20 protein-coding genes are annotated in these 22791 nt (G+C 45.7%); 5 read left to right on the forward strand and 15 right to left on the reverse strand.

What is annotated here, in order from left to right:
- Positions 1-23 precede the first annotated feature (23 nt).
- The 5 genes from RIH33_RS04725 to RIH33_RS04745 all read right to left on the reverse strand — a co-directional run bounded on the left by RIH33_RS04725 (position 24) and on the right by RIH33_RS04745 (position 5271).
- The gene (locus RIH33_RS04725) at positions 24-500 is read right to left on the reverse strand and encodes a DUF3291 domain-containing protein (protein ID WP_406652535.1); all 477 of its coding nucleotides are present in this window, start codon (positions 498-500) and stop codon (positions 24-26) included.
- 44 nt (positions 501-544) lie between these two features.
- Positions 545-2035 carry an alpha/beta hydrolase gene (locus RIH33_RS04730; protein ID WP_406652537.1) on the reverse strand — a complete coding sequence of 497 codons (1491 nt, stop codon included), beginning with the start codon at positions 2033-2035 and terminating at the stop codon, positions 545-547.
- 70 nt (positions 2036-2105) lie between these two features.
- Positions 2106-2492, reverse strand: coding sequence for a nuclear transport factor 2 family protein (locus RIH33_RS04735; protein ID WP_406652539.1), 387 nt, complete (start codon positions 2490-2492; stop codon positions 2106-2108).
- Between the two features lie 239 nt (positions 2493-2731).
- Entirely contained in the window at positions 2732-3499 is a 768-nt protein-coding gene (locus RIH33_RS04740; RefSeq protein WP_406652540.1) for a LytR/AlgR family response regulator transcription factor, read from the reverse strand.
- Positions 3499-5271 carry a histidine kinase gene (locus tag RIH33_RS04745; protein WP_406652541.1) on the reverse strand — a complete coding sequence of 591 codons (1773 nt, stop codon included), beginning with the start codon at positions 5269-5271 and terminating at the stop codon, positions 3499-3501. The genes RIH33_RS04740 and RIH33_RS04745 overlap by 1 nt, the downstream gene beginning before the upstream one ends.
- A gap of 272 nt (positions 5272-5543) precedes the next feature.
- Between RIH33_RS04745 and RIH33_RS04750 the strand changes: the two genes are divergently transcribed.
- Together RIH33_RS04750 and RIH33_RS04755 are read left to right on the forward strand one after the other, a co-directional pair.
- Positions 5544-6083 carry a hypothetical protein gene (locus RIH33_RS04750; RefSeq protein ID WP_406652543.1) on the forward strand — a complete coding sequence of 180 codons (540 nt, stop codon included), beginning with the start codon at positions 5544-5546 and terminating at the stop codon, positions 6081-6083.
- Positions 6084-6094: 11 nt separating this feature from the next.
- Complete coding sequence (locus tag RIH33_RS04755; protein WP_406652544.1) at positions 6095-7636, forward strand: hypothetical protein; 1542 nt, start codon at positions 6095-6097, stop codon at positions 7634-7636.
- A 926-nt stretch (positions 7637-8562) separates the two neighbouring features.
- Here RIH33_RS04755 and metG read toward each other — a convergent pair.
- Positions 8563-10620: a methionine--tRNA ligase gene (gene metG, locus RIH33_RS04760; RefSeq protein ID WP_406652546.1), complete on the reverse strand. Its 2058-nt coding sequence runs from the start codon at positions 10618-10620 to the stop codon at positions 8563-8565.
- 190 nt (positions 10621-10810) lie between these two features.
- Between metG and RIH33_RS04765 the strand changes: the two genes are divergently transcribed.
- Complete coding sequence (locus tag RIH33_RS04765; RefSeq protein ID WP_406652548.1) at positions 10811-12661, forward strand: peptidase M61; 1851 nt, start codon at positions 10811-10813, stop codon at positions 12659-12661.
- Positions 12662-12725: 64 nt separating this feature from the next.
- On the opposite strand, the gene RIH33_RS04770 is transcribed toward RIH33_RS04765, so the two are convergent.
- Both RIH33_RS04770 and RIH33_RS04775 read right to left on the reverse strand, forming a co-directional pair.
- The gene (locus tag RIH33_RS04770) at positions 12726-13187 is read right to left on the reverse strand and encodes a hypothetical protein (RefSeq protein WP_406652549.1); all 462 of its coding nucleotides are present in this window, start codon (positions 13185-13187) and stop codon (positions 12726-12728) included.
- A gap of 83 nt (positions 13188-13270) precedes the next feature.
- Entirely contained in the window at positions 13271-13510 is a 240-nt protein-coding gene (locus RIH33_RS04775) for a hypothetical protein (RefSeq protein WP_406652551.1), read from the reverse strand.
- Between the two features lie 92 nt (positions 13511-13602).
- Here RIH33_RS04775 and RIH33_RS04780 point away from each other — a divergent pair, with 92 nt between their 5' ends.
- The gene (locus tag RIH33_RS04780; protein ID WP_406652553.1) at positions 13603-13881 is read left to right on the forward strand and encodes a rhodanese-like domain-containing protein; all 279 of its coding nucleotides are present in this window, start codon (positions 13603-13605) and stop codon (positions 13879-13881) included.
- A gap of 55 nt (positions 13882-13936) precedes the next feature.
- Here RIH33_RS04780 and RIH33_RS04785 read toward each other — a convergent pair whose 3' ends face one another.
- The 6 genes from RIH33_RS04785 to RIH33_RS04810 form a co-directional block, all read right to left on the reverse strand.
- Positions 13937-14866 carry an SDR family oxidoreductase gene (locus RIH33_RS04785; RefSeq protein WP_406652555.1) on the reverse strand — a complete coding sequence of 310 codons (930 nt, stop codon included), beginning with the start codon at positions 14864-14866 and terminating at the stop codon, positions 13937-13939.
- A 55-nt stretch (positions 14867-14921) separates the two neighbouring features.
- A complete protein-coding gene (locus tag RIH33_RS04790; RefSeq protein WP_406652556.1) occupies positions 14922-15338 on the reverse strand; it encodes a DUF6691 family protein in 417 nt (138 codons plus the stop codon).
- Positions 15335-15895: a YeeE/YedE family protein gene (locus RIH33_RS04795; RefSeq protein WP_406652558.1), complete on the reverse strand. Its 561-nt coding sequence runs from the start codon at positions 15893-15895 to the stop codon at positions 15335-15337. The genes RIH33_RS04790 and RIH33_RS04795 overlap by 4 nt, the downstream gene beginning before the upstream one ends.
- Before the next feature lie 72 nt (positions 15896-15967).
- Complete coding sequence (locus RIH33_RS04800; protein WP_406652560.1) at positions 15968-17053, reverse strand: SO2930 family diheme c-type cytochrome; 1086 nt, start codon at positions 17051-17053, stop codon at positions 15968-15970.
- A gap of 2 nt (positions 17054-17055) precedes the next feature.
- The gene (locus RIH33_RS04805) at positions 17056-18288 is read right to left on the reverse strand and encodes a parallel beta-helix domain-containing protein (protein WP_406652561.1); all 1233 of its coding nucleotides are present in this window, start codon (positions 18286-18288) and stop codon (positions 17056-17058) included.
- A 47-nt stretch (positions 18289-18335) separates the two neighbouring features.
- Entirely contained in the window at positions 18336-19643 is a 1308-nt protein-coding gene (locus RIH33_RS04810) for an ABC1 kinase family protein (RefSeq protein ID WP_406652563.1), read from the reverse strand.
- 111 nt (positions 19644-19754) lie between these two features.
- Between RIH33_RS04810 and RIH33_RS04815 the strand changes: the two genes are divergently transcribed.
- A complete protein-coding gene (locus RIH33_RS04815; protein ID WP_406652564.1) occupies positions 19755-21869 on the forward strand; it encodes a prolyl oligopeptidase family serine peptidase in 2115 nt (704 codons plus the stop codon).
- Between the two features lie 5 nt (positions 21870-21874).
- On the opposite strand, the gene RIH33_RS04820 is transcribed toward RIH33_RS04815, so the two are convergent.
- Complete coding sequence (locus tag RIH33_RS04820; RefSeq protein ID WP_406652566.1) at positions 21875-22534, reverse strand: TetR family transcriptional regulator C-terminal domain-containing protein; 660 nt, start codon at positions 22532-22534, stop codon at positions 21875-21877.
- Positions 22535-22791 lie beyond the last annotated feature (257 nt).

Raw genomic sequence — 22791 nt, forward strand, 5'->3', positions numbered from 1 at the left:
AATCACTTTAGCCCGGATCAGTCTTACTTCCCCAACCTGGATCCATCAGCATCATAAATGTCGGTCATACTGAAGGCCTTACTGGAAGAACCCGACTGGTTGAGTAAATCCAGTTTTGCCTTGGCTTCTGTCAAAGACGGAATCTGACCTTCCTCCACGTACCACATGACCGCTCTGTGCCCCTCGATTTCCAGAGACCATTTTTTTCGGCTCTTCAGAAAATAGCTATGTACTGTCTGATAGGTGTAAGCTTTCAGGTAATCATAGTTCAGCCAGACCGACATGTTCACAAATATCAATTCATCCTCATAGGGCGTTTCCACGTTGGCTGCACTTTCACCCTGGTCATCCTTCAGCCTCCACACAAAACCCGGGCTTTCTTCTGCCAGCTGGTTCACCGGCGCCAGAAAATCCCTGAATTCCTTGACAACAGGAGAATCCAGCTGATCCTTTAGTTTTATGATATTGAATTGCGCCAGATGGTAGTTGGTACTGCTCATAACTTTCTATTTCATTGTTAACTTTCTGCAATCTTTACCTCAAATCAGTCGAACCCTAAGCTATTCAGGTACTCACGTTGGATGGCTGCCACATTACCCCCATACCTTCCAAACCAGATAAAATGCCCAGCCCCTTCTATGGTGCTGAACGTAACTTTATTGTTCAACCTTTCCGACTGTGAGACAAAGTATTCGGCTGACGAATAAAGACAATTTCTGTCATTTTCTCCATGAATAATGAGCATAGGTGGCAAATCCTCTTTGATCAGGTGATTGGGGGAAATCTCCTTTACAAGCTCCTTATTATTGAGGGTTTTTACAATCCATTTTGAATTGTCCACCGTCAGGTCAAAAACCCCGGAAACCACCATCAATGCGTTGGGCTTCGCGCTAACGCCAAGGTCATCTGATTCCTCATTCCAGTTTTCCACCAGGGCAGTTGCCAGCGCTAAGTGTCCCCCGGCTGAATTTCCAGTGGCTACAATTTTATCCGGATTTATTTTGTATTTCACCGCATTTTCCCGGAGCCAGCGCACCGCTGATTTAGCATCTTTCACCGCCTCAAAAGGCAATGTTCCGTGCCTTCCTTTTATCCTATACTCAATGGCCGCAGCCACCCAGCCCTGTCTGGCGAACTCCGCTCCCTCTCCAAAAAACCAATCTGGTTTTCCCTCTGACCAGCTGCCACCATGAAAATAGATGATGGTTGGTCGAGGCCCTGCAAAGACCTGCGAGTCGGGTAGAAAGAGGTGCATCTCCAGCTCAAATCCATCCACAATCTTATAGGTTTCAATCAGGTGTGATGCTCTTGCGCTTTCAAATTTTTCGTAAGCCGCCCTGGCTTTACTCACCGCTTCCTCCTCTTGGCAGGTGGTGATAAACTCGTCATAGATGGAGCCAATGTTCCTGACCCCATAGTTGTCCATGTGATTCATTAAGTATTCTCCGCGCCAATAGTCCCTGACCTGCGGGTTGGTGAAGCGTTGATCCATACAAGCCCAAACAGCTTCCAACTGCTGATTATCACTTTTGTCATAGGCTCCGGTAGCTATCGCCTGGTTCGCATCTATGGCCAGTAGCGCCTGCACATATTCACGAAAATCCCGGTTGGTGAGTAAAGCGGCATCATTTAGGTCTGCGGTATGTGCAGTAAGTCTCGCCTGCTTTTCGGGAGTGAGCGACACCAGCTCGCCCGTGTAGTCCTGATGATGAGCAGGGTACTCCAACAAAAACTTATCGAAGAAGTATTGAATGCCAATGTTTTCATCCTGAATAACCGAAGGATCCAGCCGGTCGCTGTATTTACTGAGATGGGCGTGGAAGATGCTTTCCAGAGAGTCAATGGAGCTACCGAAACGAATGGGATCCATCGCGTTGAATGAAGCGAAATCGGAATAGATATTGTTCCTGATTTGTCTTGCAAAGACTTGCTGTTCTTCAAAATATTGATCCTTGATGGATGGCGCCTCACTGGTCTGCGCCATAGCAAATAGACTCATAAAAAACAGGGTGAGAAGGGCTAACGATTTTTGCATGCGAAAAGATAATGATTTGCACCGTATCGGCATTGCATTTCACTTCCAAGGAAGGTCACGCGCCTGATCATCATTCAGTCTGGATTTTCTGTACCACATAAGAGGTTATCGACTTTACTTGTGAGCCTTTGGCACTGGTGAATTCATAGAAATCGGCAAATCCAAAAACACTCCCGTCGCTCATCACCATCTCGCCATTGATGGCAGCTTCCTTGCCATGGGTAACTATGCTGTGAATGGTGAGCTCGGAGGCCTTATTATGCGCCATTTCCATGAGGGCAGCAGCAAATTGCTCCCTGCCCATGATGGGTTTATCCCCTACCAAAGTCCATATCACATCGTCGGCCAGGTATTGCATGGCCTGCGGAATATCGTAGGAAGCAAAAAAGATCGTGAGGTTTTTTATCAGCTCCTTTTTGGGAGCATTTTCACAACTGGTAGCAATGTTTAGTTTCATCTTTTTCTGAGTTAAATGAGCATTTTTGGGTAAAAAAGTAGTGAAAAGCACGATTTTTCTGCAACGGGCTATATGCCTAGGTACTTGAGCAATCGCTGAACTACGAGAGCAAGAGTTTCATTAAAGCATATACTGAGTAAAGGACTTGCACACAATTATGGGTGAACACATAAAGCCATTATAAGAACCATAATGGCTAAAACTCCTCGATATAGTTTTGATCCAGCATTTACTCTTAGTTATAACAGTTCCTTACCAAAGAGCCCATTCATATTACCTCGCTGACTTACAGAAACTGGAATTTCATCACCATTGGTCAAAACCACAACAGCTTTACCATTCTTTGTTTTAACATACTCTTTTATATGATCTTTATTCACCAAATGTGACTGATGAGTACGGGTAAATCCATCAAGAAGGTCGTCATAGTGCTTTAATGTTTTCGAAAGCACATATTTTTCACCATTCAGCAAAAAAATTGTGCAGTAGTTTCCGAGCCCTTCAAAACGAATGATCTCTCCCATTTTGTAGTTAAGCATTTTTACTGTCTTTCCCCGTGTTACTGTCACTACTAGTTTACTGTCAGTAGAGCTATGCGCTTGCTGGTTATGGATCAGTACATCAAGACGTTTGCTTGTTTCTTTTGCACTTAAATTATTAACACATCTGCTGATGGCATTTTCCAAATGCCCGGGATCAATGGGTTTCAGCAAGTAATGCATAGCGCTATATTCAAAGGCTTCAACGGCATACCCATTATGTCCAGTAGTAAATATGATGTCGAACTCAGGGTCACTAATGTTTTGAAGCAGATCAAAACAAGTACCATCCTTTAGCACCACGTCAAGGAAAACGAGATGAGGTTTAAGCTCGATCAACTCTTTAGAAGCACGCTCTACGCTATCAAATTGTCCGGTTACACTGACCCGGTGAGAAGTCTTCTGAAGGAGCCTTTTCAACCTCTCCGTGCAATGTGGTTCATCTTCTACAATAACTGCGGTTAACATTAGCAAATGGTTTTAAAAGGAATTGTGATTGTAACATTTACACCATTGTCTATATCTCTTATTTCGAAATAGGTCTTCGTATCTGTCAGCTCATTCAAATACCGAATGCGGTCCTTCACCATTTTCATCCCGCTTGGCCTACCATTTTCCGATATTTTCTTTCCGGCCATCCCTACCCCATTATCTTCAATAATGAAAGTCAATTTTTCAAAATCATCAGGGAAAACCCTCACTGATATTGTTCCCGGGTAATCTATTTTCATTATTCCGTGCTCTATACTGTTCTCAATGATAGGCTGAATCAGCCATGAAGGGATCAAAGTAGTCTCTGGATTAATACCCGGATCAATGTCAACAGTTAATTTTATGGAATCTTGCAGCCGGAGCCCGGCAATTTCCACATACAGACTGGTCATCTTGATCTCTTCAGATACGGGTATCCAATCGTCCTGGGAGTTGTCCAGAACATTTCGCATTAATGATGCAAACTTCACAAGATAGTCGCTCGCCTTCTCCACACCATGGGTCATCATATACTGATCAATGGCATTCAAAGCATTAAAGGTGAAATGTGGATTTAATTGTGCTCTTAAAGCCACCAGTTTTGATTCGATGAGGTTGGTTTTGAATTCCGCCTCATTGGCTTTGGTAATGGCTGCGCGCCTTTGCCAAAATAGAAATGAAATCAAGGAAATAGCGAAAATGACCCCTCCACCTGATGCCAGATATATTTTGCTAATTAATTTATGTTTGGAGATTTCTGCTTGGGCAAGAAGTTCCTTTTGCCTTGCTTCAAATTCAATTTCTTTTTTAGCGGTCTCTAGCTTTCGGTCATTATTGGTAAGACTATCATTAGACTCAATATACTTTTCAAGGGCGTCAAGTGCTTCACTAAACTTGCTACTCTCTTTATAAACCTCATAAAGCGTACCGTACAAATTTCTCCTGCTGAAATGATTAGAAGGCCCTACCGCCTCAAGGGCCTTTAAAGAATAAATTTCGGCTTGATCAAAATCTCTGGCTTTTTGATACACCATCGCGGCATTGGAATAGATATTCTTATTGAGAAACGCTATATCATATTCGATTAACAACGACAAGCTTTGTTCAATATGACTTACGGCTTCATCCGGTTTACCTGCACTGCTAAGCCGGAAAGACAAAGCACTATGGGAATAGGCCAGTGCGGCATGATTTTTTAAGCGCTCAGCCTCCACGATGGCAAGTTTAAAATAGTGCATGGCTGAATCATACTGCTCCATGTCAACATAGACATTCCCTATTCTATGAGCAACTACATCATTGTCTTCAAATTCAAGGTGCAATCTCTTAAATAGCCTCAGGGCTTTTTCATGATCGCCCTGACCAGTGTATACATTAGCGAGGTTGATCAGACTACCAGGGGTGTATTTAATGAGTTCAGGATGGCCATTTAAAATTTCCAATGCTTTTTGATAATAATCAATTGCTTCTACTGGTTTTCCTTGCAAATAGTGAATTACTGCTCCTATCCTTTGCAGGGCCAGTACCTGACCCTTGGGGTAGTCTATTTCGTTTGATATTTCTAGTGTTTCCTGCGCATAGGACAGAAGGGCTGAATCTGTGGGATCATATAATATCTTCTGACGAACATAATCATTCCTCATATCGAGATACAAAGTATCAGTACGGGTTGGATAATTTTCTATTCGTCTGGCCAATGAATCTATCACCTGTGGCTGAGCGGCCAGTATCTGACATGCAAAAACTAGCATATAAAGTAGTTTCTTCATAGGAGTAGCTATCAGTTTGGAAGGGTAAATATGTTAAAATAATTTGACTGTTGATTTCACAAGATGCTCTCACTCAAAGTTCTGATGCTTTAGGCTACCGCTCAGGTCAAACAATTACACGCCATTCTGCAACGAATATCCTCTGAATCCCAATGATTAGTAACTAGTCCCTGACACCATCAAAATCAGGAAAAAGATTGCCCTTTATTTGTAAGGAGACTGAAAGCCATGCAGACGTCTTATTTAGAACCTCGAAGCATACTTCTTAAAAAATGAATATCACAGGAGCAATAAAGCCATTTTCGATCCTCCTCACACTCATTATTTGGATGATCACCCCGTGCCCAGCACAAGAAACGGCAGACATTAACACAGGGTATAATTGGGTACGCGAACAGGCGCAAGCGCAATGTGCTAATGGAGTCTTTAAGCACAAATTCCAGGAATATGACTGTCATTGTATAGCCTTGCTCTATATAGAACAATTAAGAGCAGGAAAGATCCGGCCCACTCCTTTCCATGCTCCCAAATCTATACTTCAATCCTATAAAGATCTGTTGATCAGTGCTTGCAAATCCGAAACACCTGTTTACGTAACGGGAGGTAAAGGCCCGAAAAGCAACCTGATAATTCTGGCCAACTCTCTGGATCTGGAAGAAAAACTCACAAAGGAAAATTATAGAGGGCCTCTCAGCGCATGCGCCCTATTAGACAATCTCCACTTAAACCTCTCTTCTGAGTGGTTTTTAAAAGAGGGAGGCATGGACTATTCGCTCAAATTCTTTGAACCTGGTAATGATTGTAAAAATTAAATTCTAAAGATATGAAAGGACAAGTAACCAAAATACCATTATTCCTGATCGCCATATCCTTATCACTATCCTTTCAGATGGCTGCCCAGGATTTTAGAAAACTGAAAGACAAAGTAGGCAAGGCTGCCAGCGAGTTAAAAAAGGAATCGAAATCCAGGCAGGGTAAAGATGCCGGGGATAAAGAACCAAACAGTAATGAGTCTGGTAGAAACGTCTTTGACAGGCATTCTGTGACGTTTTCTCACGAGCATCTTGTAGATTTTGATATTGCCACCTACCATGGAAAATACATCAGGGGATTATCAAGCAGAAGCCGCAATGCGCTACAGGACGAGGCTTTCTTAAATAGTATGAAACTTCAGAACCTGAAGAAAATCCAATCTTTAGAAATGGATGATGTGGAATATCGCAACCTTCTTCGGCGGTTGATGACCGGGGACGGGGTAGACACCTATTTTGGTGGTAGTCATTCCAACGTTTGGGGAGGTTCCAGCAGTGATGAATTTAGCAAGCGCAGGGCTTTAGAAAGCTATAAGAAATCGGGCATCCCAGAGGCACTTAGGAAAGCCTATGATAACCTACCCAACGAGAAAAACTATGCGATCATCAATTTCGAACGTTTCCCTGAATATAACTTCGAAAAGGAAGTTTATGTATTCAAGCACCAATTCAGTAGAAATAATTACCTCTACAGTTGTGAAAGCTGCCTCTATGAGTACAAAATAGCTCCGGAAAAGGCGGAGCAGCTTCATACAAAAACACAAGGCGGCTATATTCTGATGGAGGAGGAAAAGGGCGGATTGCCTGCATATAGCTTGTTTGATGAGGTGTCCTTAAAAACCCCTTTTATTCAATATACCCCACAAGACTTACTGGAGATAGTAAGGGTGCCAGGGGGCACAGGGGACATCGTACTGCCCTGGGTGGCAAATGATTTTAATGAGGACAACCTGTCTGAATACCTCACCAAAATGATCTATGAAAGTTGCGAGAAAGACCCATATGGTGCGGTTGGTAGGTTGTTTGACTGCAACTGCCTGAAACCAGCATATCTGAATTACCTGAAAACCAGGGTATCTAGCCCCAACAAGATACTCGCCTGGAACCAACCAGTTCTGAACGAGGCATGTGAGAGCGGGAAGAAAGTCAGCATAGACCAGTTCCAGAAGGTAATAATCGCCAGAGAAGGAACCAGCTCCCCCACTTTTGATCCCTGTCAGTTATCAGAGGACCTAAAAAAAGGGCAGTCAACGGAATATTTCATTGATGTGGAAATGACGAATCTGCATGTGCCTTCCCGCTTTATTGACTATTCGGGTTGCCTGAGCGATGAGAAGCTTAGCAAGATTGCTAATATTAAGGCAGAAAGCTCCTACAATAATCGTGGAGCAAGGGCAGGAAAAGAAAAGGAAGCCTACAAATCCTGTTATATCGCTGAATTTATTCAGATCGCCAAAGAAATTAAAGTTTCTTTAGGAAGTGGCCTAGGTGCCTTGAATCAGTTCATAGACCATGACGCTGAAAGCAGGGTTTCCCTGACGTGTGTGGAATAGCTGTTTAACTATTGGAAAAATGAGCAGAAGATGAATGGTTCGATGGTAGGCCTGAGACGGGCAGAAGGTAGTAGATGAAAATAAAAACGGGAAAACTGGGTTTTTGATGAGTAAATAAATTCTGATGGGTTGGGTAATATTTATTGTTGTCATCATTGTAATAGGTGCACTTCTTGGAGGCAATAGCTTAGGCGAAACCATTCGTGAGGGTTGTGGATTCATTATTGGGGTGGTCATCCTATTGATTATTATTATATTAATTGTGTCGAATTCCTAAAAAATTGAAATTGTTTTTCATCGCATTGTTATGGAAATAGCACACGTTAATTGGAGTCCTAAAACATATCAAGAATTTAGAGAAATGGTTTTTGTGGGTAGGATCCAAATCAACATTGGCCCTTCGTGGGACGCTGTTACCAGAGTTGTACCGTACAACTTGATCAATTTGTTTTGCTATAACAAGAAAGTATTGCGTGCAATGATGGATAGTGAAGAGATCTTTTGGAAGCTTCATCGCGATATTGGGGTGGATTTAATACTTTTAAAATGAAAGGAGGGGGAATTGGCATCACAAATGAACTTCCTTTTTTTGAAAGAGATCACACATCCATTTCATCAGTTGACAGGTGCTCTTTGTACACTGATGCGGTACTTTTCCTGTAAACAACGCTATGTTTTCACATTTAGATACGTATCTAAATTCATTGTAATACGTATCTAAATTTATTATGATACGTATCTTTTTCATTTTAGATACGTATCTTTTTTACAATAAGACCGCATAAATCACTCACCTGATGCTGATGAGTAGAGAAAGGGCTGCGGTATGCCCTTGCAGAACCACCCCACTATCAATAAAAAAAGCCCCTACCGGAACTTGCATGCCAATAGGGGCTCTTTTGTAAGACTGGTTACTCCAATGCCTATCAGGCTATGCCGGCACCATTCTCTGCGTCCTTATCCGGACTGACTGCCTTGAGAGAACCATCTGCATTCTCGGCAAAGAGGAGCATGCCCTGAGACTCGATGCCCATGATCTTCCGTGGTGCCAGGTTAGACATCACCACCACTTTCTTGCCGACCATCTCCTCAGCGGTAAAGTGCTTAGCCACACCGCTTACTATGGTGCGCACATCCAGGCCAGTGTCTACGGTGAACTTCAACAGCTTATTAGACTTCTCCACCTTTTCGGCCGTCTTGATCTCTCCTACCCGCAGGTCCATTTTCATGAAGTCATCAAACACCACCTCGTCTTTGGCCGGAGCCACTTTGGGCGCCTCATTCGCTACCTCGTTTGCTTTCTTTGTATCCATTAGTTTTTGTACTTGTGCTTCTACTGTTTCGTCTTCTATTTTATCAAAAAGCAACACGCCTTCATTGATCTGCTGACCCTCGGCCAGCAGTCCCAGACCGCCAGCCATCGACCAGGCCACTTCCTTCTGGTTAAGCATCTTCCTCAGCTTATCTGAGGTGAAAGGCAGGAAAGGCTCAGACAAGATGGCCAGGCTGCCTGCCAGCTGCAGTGCGATGTTCATGATGGTCTCCACCCTGCTCTTGTCTGTTTTGATTAGCTTCCAGGGCTCTGTGTCAGCCAGGTACTTATTCCCCTCGCGGGCCAGGTCCATCAGGTGGGTGGAGGCCTCTCTAAACCTGAACTGTTCCAGCGACTTCTCTATCCGCTCAGGATAGGTCTTAATGGCAGCGATGACTTCTTCATCGCGCTCGGTGAGCGCATTGCGTGAAGGGATCTTACCTTCAAAATACTTGTGAGTGAGCACTACTGCCCGGTTGATGAAGTTACCAAAAATGGCCACCAGTTCACTGTTGTTACGGGTCTGGAAGTCCTTCCAGGTGAAGTCATTGTCTTTGGTCTCCGGTGCATTGGCCGTAAGGACATATCTCAGCACATCCTGCTTGTCAGGAAATTCTTCCAGGTACTCATGCAGCCACACCGCCCAGTTTCTGGAAGTGGAAATCTTGTTGGACTCCAGGTTCAGAAATTCGTTGGCCGGCACATTGTCTGGCAGTATATAGTCTCCGTCGGCTTTCAGCAATGCCGGGAATATCACACAGTGAAATACGATGTTGTCTTTGCCAATAAAGTGAATCAACCGGGTGTCCTCAGACTTCCAGTAATCCTCCCAGTTTTTCCCTGCCGACGCAGCCCAGTCTTTGGTGGCTGAGATGTACCCAATGGGGGCATCAAACCATACATAGAGCACCTTCCCTTCTGCGCCTTCCACAGGCACAGGAATGCCCCAGTCCAGGTCGCGCGTCATTGGCCTTGGTCGCAGGCCATTGTCCAGCCAGCTTTTGCACTGACCCGCCACATTGGGTTTCCACTCCGGGTGCTCCTCCACGATCCAGTGTCTCAGCCATTCCTCATACTGATCCAGCGGAAAATACCAGTGTTTGGTTTCCTTCATCACCGGCGATTCACCACTGAGCATCGATTTGGGATTGATGAGCTCAGCCGGGCTCAATGTGGAGCCGCAGTTCTCACACTGATCGCCATAAGCTTCCGGAAAGCTACAAGTGGGGCAAGTGCCTTTGATGTATCGGTCTGCCAAAAATTGTTTGGCTGTGGGATCATAGAACTGCTCAGAGGACTGCTCCACAAATTTCCCATGGTCATTCAGTTTCCTGAAGAAATCCGAAGCTGTTTTGTGATGTGTAGGTGAGCTGGTGCGAGAGTAGATATCGAAGCTAATCCCAAATTGCTCAAAGGATTTTTTGATCTGCTCATGATACTTGTCCACCACCTGCTGAGGAGTCACCCCCTCCTTGCGGGCTCTGAGCTCTATGGCCACTCCGTGCTCATCAGAGCCACAAATGAAAGCCACATCCCGACCTTTCAACCTCAAAAAGCGCGCATAAATATCCGCTGGCACATACACCCCTGCGAGGTGACCAATGTGCACCGGACCATTGGCATAAGGCAGCGCCGAGGTGATTGTATATCTTTTAAATTCTTTGTTTGACATGTTTGTTGGTAGAATTGACCGCAAATATAGAAAGATTCGAGAGGGAGCATAAGCTAAAACATGAATCCTTTGAGCCGGGATGCACTAAGCTACCATTTGTCAGTAGGCCCAACCATTGGAATAAAACATCCCTTTGAATGCTTCAAAAATTATATTTCTTTGCGGCACTCTAAAATCAAAAGAACAACATATGAAAAAGTCTGTGATAGCGGCGTTGATGCTACTGACGCTGAGCTGGTCATTTGCCCAGTCTGAAAAGTACAAAGTGGAGATAGACCTTACGGCCACTGCCAATGATCAGGTACCGGTGACCATCTACACCCCTGCATCGGATGCTGAGTATTTGGAATATCACATGGCCAAAGTGGTGCCCGGAACTTACAGCATATCCGATTTCGGAAGGTTCGTTTCCGATTTCAAAGCCTTTGACAAAGACGGAAACCCACTGCAGGTAGACACCCTCTCTATCAACAAATGGAAAATAGCCAACGGTGGCCAATTACATAAAATCACCTATCTGGTAGATGACACCTGGGATGAATTTGATGGGTACGGAGACAACATCGTTTTTGAACCCGGCGGTACCAATATCAATGCCGAGGAGAAAGTTTTCGTGATGAATACTTTTGGTTTCATCGGTTATCTGGATGGGCTGAAGTTTTCTCCCTACGAAGTGAGTATCACCCATGGTGAAAATACTTTCGGTGCTACGGCATTAAGAAAGAAAACAGTGAGCACCAGTGAAGACCTATACTTTGCTGACGACTTCAATTTTCTGGCAGACGGGCCCATCATGTACAGTGTACCTGATACGATCTCCAGAAAAATCGCCAATGCCAACGTGCTGGTTTCTGTGTTTTCACCCAATAAGGCCCTCTCTGCTGCCGACGTGATGGATAAGATCTATGACCTCATGCAGGCACAGAGTAAGTACCTGGGCGGGCAACTGCCAGTGGACAGGTATGCCTACCTCATTTACCTCAACGATGGGGGCACCCTGTCTGGTTCTATGGGTGCGCTGGAGCACAGCTACTCGTCTGTCTACTCACTGCCCGAAGCAGGTGCAGACCGGATCGGCCAGACAGTACGGGACGTAGCTGCTCATGAGTTTTTTCACATCGTCACTCCGTTGAATATCCACTCTAAGGAAATCGGTGAGTTTAACTACATAGAACCGGAGATGTCGAAACACCTGTGGCTATATGAAGGTGTCACAGAATACAGCTCTATGCATGTGCAGGTGAAGTACAACCTCTACGGCCCGGAGACATTCATGGAGGAGATTCAGGACAAACTCAGGACTGCAGATCGATTCCCCAATGTTTCCTTCACGGAAATGAGTGAGCGCATACTGGAACCCGAATTCGAAAGAATGTACACCAACGTGTACTACAAAGGTGCCCTGATCGGAATGTGTCTCGACCTCTACCTTATCAAGTACTCCAATGGTGAAAAAGACCTGCAGTGGCTCATGAGAGAGCTGGCCAAAAAGTATGGCATGCAGGTGTCTTTTGATGATGACGAACTTTTTGGTGTGATAGAAGCCCTTACCTACCCCGAGGTGGGTGAGTTCCTTAGAACCTATGTAAGTGGCGACACGCCATTGCCTATCGCTGAAGTACTCAGCTGGGCTGGCATAGAATACATTGCTGAGAAACCTGCCCGTGAGATCACCTTTGGGGACATTGGAATCACGCTCACTGAGGACAGAGAAATTATGGTCGATGACCTTTCGGAGGCCAACGCTTTCGCCAAAGATCTTGGGTATGAGGAAGGCGATGTGATCACCGAGTTCAATGGTCAGGCTTTTGAACTGTCAGCCGTGCGCCAGATCATCAGCGACTTCAAAACCAACACCACTCCGGGCTCCAAGGTGACTGTGGTGGTCAGACGTGAAAAAAATGGCAAAGTGAAAAGTAAGAAACTCAAAGCCAAAGCACTGGAAATCGAAAAGATGGATCAGCACTTCCTTGAATTCATGGAGGAGCCTACCGAAAGCCAGTACAAGGTTCTTCAATCCTGGATTGTGGCTGGTAAGTAATCGAAATCAGCTAATCAAAAAAGGGGAACATGAAAGCTTTTCATGTTCCCCTTTTTTTGTGGCCTTAGTTCTTATAGGTAAGCTCAATGCCTGAGCCATTCGACATATAGCCAACAGCACCTTCCCTATTTACTCTAAAGCGAATCACCAGCTCCTTTTCATGATCCTGAAGGTAGCCGGCTATGTTTTCGGTCTTGCGGGTGTGCATCACATAACCTATCACAGACTCCACCCGGGTAAGTGGTATGGCCTGCTGACCGTTGATATCATAGAGCTCAGCCTCCAGTATATCCCCGCCTCTTGTGATCCTGACGGAGTAGTTCATGACGGCACTTTCTATGGGGAGTCCGGTCAGGTTCACATTGACGGGTGTACAATATACCCACTCAGTGGTGGAGTTGTACTCATCACAAAAGCAGTTGATAAATTCCGTACGTGGTCTGGGCATGTCATCCGCGGCAGGGCCGTCTATGGCACCGCAGGAAGTCAGGAAAATAAGCAGAAGGGCTGAGGTCGATGTTTTCATACTGCCAGATATACGAATAGAACCCCCGGAGCAGATTTTTTGTTCACACCCTCAGGTTTGGGTTTCGACTTTGACTGCTTGATTCAGCTTGGGCGCAAATAGCGAACACCGCGGTAAGTCAGCAGAACTATGAACACCACCCATGGCGAACCATGCAGGACTAAGTCAAAATAATCCATTGGCTGCATTCCAACCGCTCCGCCTAAAACCCATTGGATTTTTCCCCAAACATGAGGCTCCGGCACAAAGGGTGCCAGCCCCAATGTCAGGGACAAAAGGCCCGAGGTACGAAACAGCTGATTATTTTCAAGTATTTTTTTCATTCGTCAAAGGTAAGTGAGTGGTGCAGGGGCTTAAGTAACCATTGTTACCAAACGTCATTCAGAGAGCCTATTCCTTTGCAATAAAAAACAAAATGAATATTTCAGAACTTATGGCTCAGGGAGCTACCGTAATAGATGTAAGAACACCAGGCGAGTTTCAGGGTGGAAACGTAGCAGGCTCCATCAACATCCCCCTTAATGAAATTCCACAGCGGATACAGGAAATCAAAGAAATAAAAGGCACCATTCTGCTCTGCTGCGCCAGTGGCAACCGCAGTGGTCAGGCGCAGAATTACCTGAGTCATCAAGGCGTGGATTGCGAAAACGCCGGCTCCTGGTTAGAGGTAAACAGGCTAAAAGCCATGGCCTGATGTTGATTGGAAAGGTGATCGGCTGGAAGATTTTTCAAATCTTCCAGCCGATCACTCATTTTCCAAATTTCATCTTGCGCATGCCATTCAGGTAAGCCCACATCATCTTCAGCTTGGAACCTCCCTTTCTGGACATCTCCATAGCATCCCATAGTTCCTCGGGCACCTGATCCAGCTGGTTCATTTCTCCGGCTCCTTTGAGCCACTCCCCACCATCTATGGTCACTACTTCACCATTCACGTAGGCCGAATAATCTGACACCAGGTAAGCAGCCAGATTGGCCAACTCCTGATGCACACCTACTCTGCCCACAGGCACTTTGTTGGCCGGATCAAATTTCTCTTTCAGCCCTCCGGGCAGCAATCTGTCCCAGGCGCCCTTTGTGGGGAATGGTCCGGGTGCGATGGCATTGGCCCTGATGCCGTAGTGTGCCCACTCTACTGCCAATGACCGGGTCATGGCCAGCACACCTGCTTTGGCACAAGCAGAAGGCACCACGTAGCCCGAGCCGGTCCAGGCATAGGTAGTCACTATACTCAGAATATTTCCAGGATGCTTGTCTGCTATCCAGTCCTTACCGAGGGCCAGCGTAAAGTTGTAGGAGCCTTTGAGCACGATATCCACTACCGTATCAAAAGCCCGGTGAGAAAGGCGCTCTGTGGGGCTGATAAAATTACCAGCGGCATTGTTGAGTAACACATCGATGTGTCCAAACCGGGCCTTTGAGTCTGCAATGGCTTTTTCCACCTGCTCATACTCACGTACATCGCAGGCCAGTGGAAGCACAGGATTTCCTGTCTGATCAGAGATCTCTTTGGCTGTTTGCTCTAACACATCCAGTTTTCTACTGGTGATGATAAGGTTGGCGCCCAACTCGGAAAAATAGGTCCCCATGGATTTACCCAATCCGGTACCCCCACCGGTTACGAGGATGGTTTTTCCTTTTAGTGCGCCCTCACGGAGCATGCCTTCTGTATATGTCATATCATTTTGGGTTTTGGTCTGTGAAAGATAACCAAAAATGATTGACACCAACCGCTTACCGCTGCGGAAGCTTATTCATCACCAGGCCATACACAAAGGTGCCCAGTACGGCCGCCAGAAAAACTACTCCAAAGGCCATAAATCCATTTCCAATCAGAATATAGATGGGACCCGGACATGCACCAGTCAGTGCCCAGCCCAGACCGAAAATGGTACCACCAATGAGCGGTGGCCAGAACCTTTTAGCCTTCTCCTGTATCACAATGGGATTGCCGGAGATATCCCTGATATTGAATCGCTTGATAACCTGAACGGCAATAATTCCCAATATGACGGCAGAGCCAATCACTCCGTACATATGAAACGACTCAAACCTGAACATTTCATAAATGCGATACCAGGAGATCACTTCTGCCTTGGTCAATACGATGCCAAAAAACACGCCTGCCAGTAAAAATCTCAATCTGCTCATAGTAAACCAGGTAAAATCAGATGTGTAACAATGAGGCCGCCAATAAAGAAGCCAATCACGGCTACCAGCGATGGCCACTGGAGGTTGCTCAAACCACTGATGGCATGACCTGAGGTGCAGCCGTCGGCATAGCGGGTACCAAAGCCCACCATGAAACCACCCAGTACCATAAAGATGAGTCCCTGAGTGGTCAGCAGGTTTCCGAGATTAAAAATATCTCTGGGTAGAAACTCGGCACCAGCATTGTCTATACCGTATGCCTGCAAAGAAGCCACCGTTGCGGGATTGAGCGCAATAGCCTGCTCTGGCGCCATAAAGGTGGAAGCTATGTACCCACCAATGATGGCCCCCGCAGCGAAAAAGAGATTCCAGGAGGCGGACTTCCAGTCGAACCGAAAAAAGTCACTCCACTTTCCCGCCCCTCCAATGGAACAAACAGTTTTAAGTGTAGAAGATATGCCGAAGCTTTTGCCAAACAAAAGCATCAGTACCATCACCAGCGTGATCAATGGCCCGGCCACATACCAGGGCCAGGGTGCCGTTATCAATTCTTTCATAGATTTTTCAGATTCTTAATAATTCAGAACATCACTGGCGGGTGAAAAGATTTGCTAATGTAAAAATTAACCTCATAATTGTCGTCCTCCATCCATTTGAGCAATCCATTCTCGGATCAGGGAAATACCTTCTTCATCTCTCATTTTGCGACCTACCTCCGGCATCATTACTCCTGGATCCAATGACTCAATGCGATGAACCAATATGGACTGATCCGGCTTCCCCGGCACAATGCCGTAGGTAAGACCTCCAGAACCTCTGCCTGCCGCCACTGGAGGCTTGTTGATGCCCAGTTTGTACTGATCGGTCTCGTTATAAGTCAGATAAAGTCCGGTGTTTTTGGCAGGCCCCTCCGCACGATGGCAGTGGGCGCAGTTGGTCTCCAGCCAGGCCCTGGCCCGGAGGTCGAGCGTGCCAGTGCGCTCATCATCCCACACAGGAAGCTTTGGCCTGTGATCCCCACCGGGCAAACCGGAAAGCAGCCCCGCTTCTTCCCAATGATCCAGCTGATTCTCCACACCTGCCTCATAAGTGTAATCCCGGTTGAGCTGCCGGGCAGTGGGTCCGATGGGAGACATCTGGCCGGAGCGCTCATGGCAACTCTTGCACTGCACCAGGTTGGGTACCGAATAGTTGACTCTTTTTAAAACCCCCGCCTCGTCCGTCCATGATATGGGTACAGTCTTTCCTGCTATTTCCAAAAAGGCTTCGGTCTGCTCTTCATTCCAGACATAGGTGAGTGCATTCCATCCCGGTGGCTCGTGAATCAGCAACCTTGTTTCTATGATCCTTCGCTCTCCATCTGATTCCCTTAAATCATTGGCATAGTAAAAATTCTTAATCAAAATGGTCTCCACAGGGAAGCTCATCACCTCCGAAGAATCGTAGGTAGCCCTTGTACCATCTGGTACTTTCACGAATCTGGCCTTTTGCGCATAGTCAGAAAAAAGTGGCGCGTTGAGGTCATATGGAACCACTCCAAGTCCAGGTGAGAGCTCCTTTAGAGGCTCCAAAAACAGGCCCCATTCGGAGAGTCTTTCAGGCTGATCCAGTCCTACTGTCCCTACCAGATTTACTTCCTCAATCACAGGCTTCTTGCGGGTGGAATCACAACCGAGAAAAGCCATGATCAATAATAGAAAGATGATACCTTTCATATTCAAAATACAGGGTCAACGAACTTTCCCACACAGCTAAACTTCCCCAAGTCTGTGGTGAGATTTTCAAAATCATTAGCCGCATCCAGGTTAGCAAATTTCACATTTTCCTGCTCTATACATAGCGCGAAATCAGACCCCGCTGGTGAGATCCCATCCCATGCAATATCAGGCGTACCAAAGGGAAACTTCATGGTGAACAGCAACCCAAAATCATTCTTCCAGGTAGGAAACCAAAAGCCATTCGAGTAAACATTATCATGAATATAAACCTCATTTGGATAGGGATTATAGCCTTCATCCTTTTTGGACTTTTCTATGTTTTCATTCAACTGTGACTCCTCGGTAGTGGCCATAGCTTCCACCAGATCATAGCTGACTATGGCTGTACCAATCGTCCGATTGTCAGCAATGATATTATCAAAAATCTCAATGTTTCGGGTAGCCAAAAGCATCACTCCGGTACCCGGCGGCACAGTGGCCACCACGTTGCCTTGCGGTGCAAAATTTCTGAAATTATTCTCGCTGACATTGTTGCTAAACACCCGGGTGGTATGACCATATTGCGTAAGCCCCGGAAGATCAAATACCAGGATGCCGCCCGTGTTATCATGGGCCAGATTTCCGTAGATTTCCACCCACCGTGAATTCTCACTCTCTATGCCTGCCACATTGAAGTAAGCCTCATTATTTCTGATGATCACACTGTCGGACTGTCCCACATAAATGCCCGCATCCGACGCCCCAATGGCAATACAATTTTCCACCAACACATTGCTGGACAGGACCGGGTAAAAGGCGTAGGCACCATTGGATTCTTGAGGGGTGCCAGTCCACTGAGACTTGATGTTTCGCAGGGTGATTCCCCGGGTATCGGTGACCTTGATATTATCCCCCTTAGCATTCTCTATTGTGAAATTTTCAACGATAATGCTAACCCCATTAGCAATTTTAAGGCCCTCAGCACCCTCTTCCTGCATCTCAAAAGAGAGAATTGTTTTATCAATACCTTGTCCTTTGATAATCAGGTATTTATTACCATCCACTAAAAGTGATTTTGTAAACATAAAGTGGCCTTCAGGCAGTTCTATGACCGCACTATCTCCTGCTGTAATCAGCTGAGTCTGCAAATCCCGCTCAATAGATTGCCATTTTTCACCCAGTTCCTGAACACTGGGATTATCGCATGAAACGAGGGCAATGGCCCATGCAATTATTAGGTATGTTGTCTTCATTCTCAAAAGATAACCAAACCCTCAGGATAAATGAAATGAGTACCCCATTACTTCAGCCAGTCAGGCTTGGTGGTGTATATCCTCGCCCCCAACATATTAAGCAACTGATACAACCCGAAGTAGGTGCGATTAATGTAAAGTCCGTGTCTGGAACCCCGCGCATGTTTGGAGTTTCTAAGCTCCTTCATACTCCCCAGACGCTCACTGAGCTCGTAAATTTTCCTGAAGTACGAATCATCAGAGAAGTCAAAATCATCGGTATGAAATGGCCGACCGAGAAGCCCCATCATTTCCTTAAAGAGAGTCAAGTAGAGTTGTTTATCATCATCAGAATCATCGGCATAGATGAAGCTCAAATCATAAAGCACCGGCACCAATTCCTTGTCGTCCAGCAGGAGACTTTTATTCATCAACTTGAAGTAGGAAATATAGAAGTCTTCTGGAATTTCCTTCACACAACCAAAGTCTATAATCCCCAAAGTGCCATCGGATCGCATTAGGAAATTTCCGGGATGCGGATCCGCATGCACAGACTTGATGTGATGAATCTGATGATGGTAAAATTCCCACATAGCCTGCCCTATCCGATCACGTATTTCCTGAGAAGGATTGGTAGCCAGAAACTCCCGGATGTGCTGACCCTCCAGCCAGTCCATGGTGATGATACGCGCGGCAGAATGCTCCTCATAGTAGCGCGGAAAAATCAGGTCGGGAATGTGTTTACAAGCTTCAGAAATTCGCTTCGAACGAGACACCTCCAACTCATAATCCGTTTCCTCCAGCAGCTTCCCTTCTACCTCATCCATGTACTGATCGAGTTCTCTTTCATTCAGTCCAAAGAGGCGCAAAGCAAAAGGTTTGACCAGCTTCAGATCGGACCGAACGCTATCTGAAATGCCCGGATACTGAATCTTAACAGCGAGTGTTTTATCACCCAATGTAGCCCGGTGTACCTGGCCTATTGATGCCGCGTTTACAGCATTTTTAGTAAAGGAATTAAACCGCTCAGTCGGAGCCATCCCGAAGTACTTCTGAAAGGTCTTTACCACCAGCGGATAGGAAAGTGGAGGTGCACTATACTGACTCATCGCAAACTTATCCTGGTAGGCTGTAGGTAGCAGATTTTTGTCCATGGCCAGCATCTGAGCCACCTTCAGCGCACTCCCCTTCAGCTCACTGAGTGAATCGTAAATGTCCTCTGCATTGTCCTGATCCAACTGCTCACGTGTGGCATTTCTGTCCATGATCTTTCGCCCGTAATGCTTCACATAATTGCCACCTACCCTGGCGCCCGTTTTTACAAATTTGGCTGCCCTTGATACTTTCCCTACGGGAATTCTTCCTTGCTCTTTCATATCTCTGTTAATTGCAGGTAGAACTTCGCGTGTATCTAAAAGGTTGGATTATTTTGAAATAAAGTTTGAGGGAATCTACCTTACTTAACTGTTTAAAAAGAAAACAAGCTTATGCTTAGGTCACTCTTCCTACCTTCACTTTTATCCGTATTGATACTGCTTAGTTCCATTTCATCCAGCAGTCAGAACCTGGAATACCCCCCGACCATTAAGCGGCCTACGGTCAACGAATACCACGGATACAAAGTAATGGATGAGTACCAATGGCTGGAAGAAATTGACCGACCTGAAGTACGTATATGGGCAGACGCTCAGAATGATGTATCCACTAAACATCTCAGAAAGCTCGCCAACCGGAACAATACCATCAATATGCTCAATAAGTATATGGCACAGGAAAAAAGATGGAGTACTTACGCCAATATCAACTTCAGCAGCAATCATGAATCTAATTATCGCCTGTTCTACGATGATAATTTCTCAGCACCGAGCATTTACTATCGCGAGCGATCCTTCAACAACTACAGGGTACTGGTAGACCCCAAATTCATTTCAAATAGTGACCGTATCGTCGTGGAAAATTTTGCGCCCTCAAAGGACGACCGATACCTGGCCTACCTCTACAGTAGAAATGGAAGTGACTGGCGGGAGATCAAGATTCAATCTACAAAAGGGGGTATTTCCCCGCCAGAGGTGCTCACTGGAGTTAAATTCTCAAATGTCCGCTGGTTCAACAATGGTTTTTTCTATAAAAGATACCGGGAAGGCGCCATTACAGACCAAACCCTGGATTCCGAAATTTACTACCACCGACTTTTCACCGAGCAGAAAGAGGACTCTTTGGTTTTCAAAACCAATTCACCTCTTGATGATTTTCACCTGTCAGGTACCTATCAAGAGGATATGTACGTGCTGGAAATTGATAATCCGGCCAAAGATCACTACAGCTACCTCTACTTTGATCCAGCTGGTGATGTGAAGGCATTCAGGCCCCTGCACTATAAAGTCAATTATTCCCTGGAGTTTATAGATTATAAATATGGACGCTTCTATATGGAAGCAACCATTCATAACAAGTCCCAAATCATCGCCTTCACCGCTCAGAATCCTTTGGAGATAAGCAGGATCACACCAGAGTACCAAGACGCTCAGATCACCGGATATGAGCTTATGGATGATAAAATAGTGGTCTCCTACCAGGCATTGAGCAAGCCGTTTATGACTGTGATGGATCTGGAGGGAAATGTCCTGAAGGAGATAGACTTACCCGGGGGTGTCTCAATATCCAATATGAGCTACCAGAAGGCTTCCGGAGATTTTATTTTTCTTTTGCAGTCCTTCACCATACCACCTGTGGTTTGCAAGCTGGATCTGAACAAGTTTGACTACAGTGTGGTAGAGCGCACGGGTGTCAACTTCGATTTTGAATCCTTCAAATTCTCCACAGAATATTTCCCCTCCAAAGATGGCACCATGATTCCAATCTTCATGGTCTATAAAAATGAACTCAAAAAGGATGGAAAAACTCCTTTTCTGCTCTCCGCCTACGGTGGTTTCGGCAAAGTGAGCAACCCCCGCTACGATGCCGGCATCATTTACTTTATAGAGCAAGGAGGGGCCTTTGCCTTTGTGCACGCACGTGGAGGTGGTGAACTCGGGTACGAGTGGTGGAAAAATGGAAGACTCGATAAGAAGCAAAACACATTTGACGATGTGATTGCTGCTGCGGAATACCTCATTGACGAAAATCACACGCAACCTGAGAAGATGGGCTTTATTGGTTCATCCAATGGCGGGCTGGTGGCAGGTGCTGTACTTACCCAGCGCCCGGAGCTTTTTGGCGCAATGGTGCTAAAAGTAGCCGCCCTGGATATGCTGCGTTACGAAAGTTTTACTGTCGGGCCCAAATGGGTAAATGAGTTTGGGTCCGTCGCGGACTCACTTGAGTTTCTCAATCTGGCCTCCTACTCTCCATACCACAACCTGAAAGAAAACATTCAATACCCGCCCACACTCCTGGTGACCGCCCATACCGATGACCGGGTACCACCACTTCACTCGTTTAAGTTTGCTGCTGCCATGCAGGGGCTTTCTGATGCCAATCCGGTGCTCTTATGGACACAGCAGGGAACGGGCCATTCCGGAGCTGCCAATGTTTCAGAACAAGTGGAAAACAAGGCGTTTATCTATGGATTCCTTCATGAATACCTGCTCAGAAAGGACTGATGAATCTATTTGTTTTGAAAAAGAAACTTGGCAAAGTCGAGCATCGAATCCAAGGGCCCCTTACCTACCAGATCGAAGGCCAGGTTCACGGACTTCTCAATGGCCGCGTCTGTCTTTTCAAAATCGGAGCTATCATCATTGACCCAAAACCGGGTGATAAATAGAAAATGGAGCCAAAAAGCCTTCTCGTATTGATTGGTAAATGGTCGTTCGGCCACTTCTGTAGTGTCCTTTCCTTCGGTAATCAGGTCATTCACATAAGCCTTAAAATGTGGATGAACCCCTTCCAGAAAGTAGGGATTGAGTTCCTTTCTACTAATCTCCTCAAACCTCTTCAGCACAAAGCTTCGGTTATTTCTGAGCACTTCCAGCCAGGTGAAGTAAAAACCCAATAGCTTCTCCCTCACGGTATATTCAGCATAGGCAGGATCTTCCTCTATGGTTTTGATGGTCTGATCAAACCAGTCGGTCCAGATGGTTCGTTCCAGAGCTTTGAAGGAGTTAAAAAAGGTGTAGTACTCCGCTTCAGTGCTTTTGAGTGCTTTCGCAAAAGCAAAAACAGAAGCCGGATTGGTGCCGTGTGTGAGCACGTGATCTATATACGCCAATTTGAAGTCGTCCTTGCTGACTGATTTTTTCCTTGATTTGGTGGCTGTCTTTTCCATAAAAGGATAAACCTGAAGAACTCAAAATTGTTGGGGGTTGCCAGACAATTTCAATAAAAAAAGCCTCCCAAGAATGAGAGGCTTTTAACCAGCGGTGAACAGATACAGAAGTATTCTCTGAATTGTTAAGGCTAAGATAAAGTAGTGAGCCGCCGGTGGCAATACCCTATTTATGGTATTTTTCAATCCCCTGTTTTTGCATATATGCCTCCAGTGGGTTAAAATGGCCTTTTTAAAAACAAAAAGGTCCCGAAAGC

It is taken from the genome of Marinoscillum sp. (assembly GCF_040222955.1).
Lineage (GTDB): Bacteria > Bacteroidota > Bacteroidia > Cytophagales > Cyclobacteriaceae > Marinoscillum.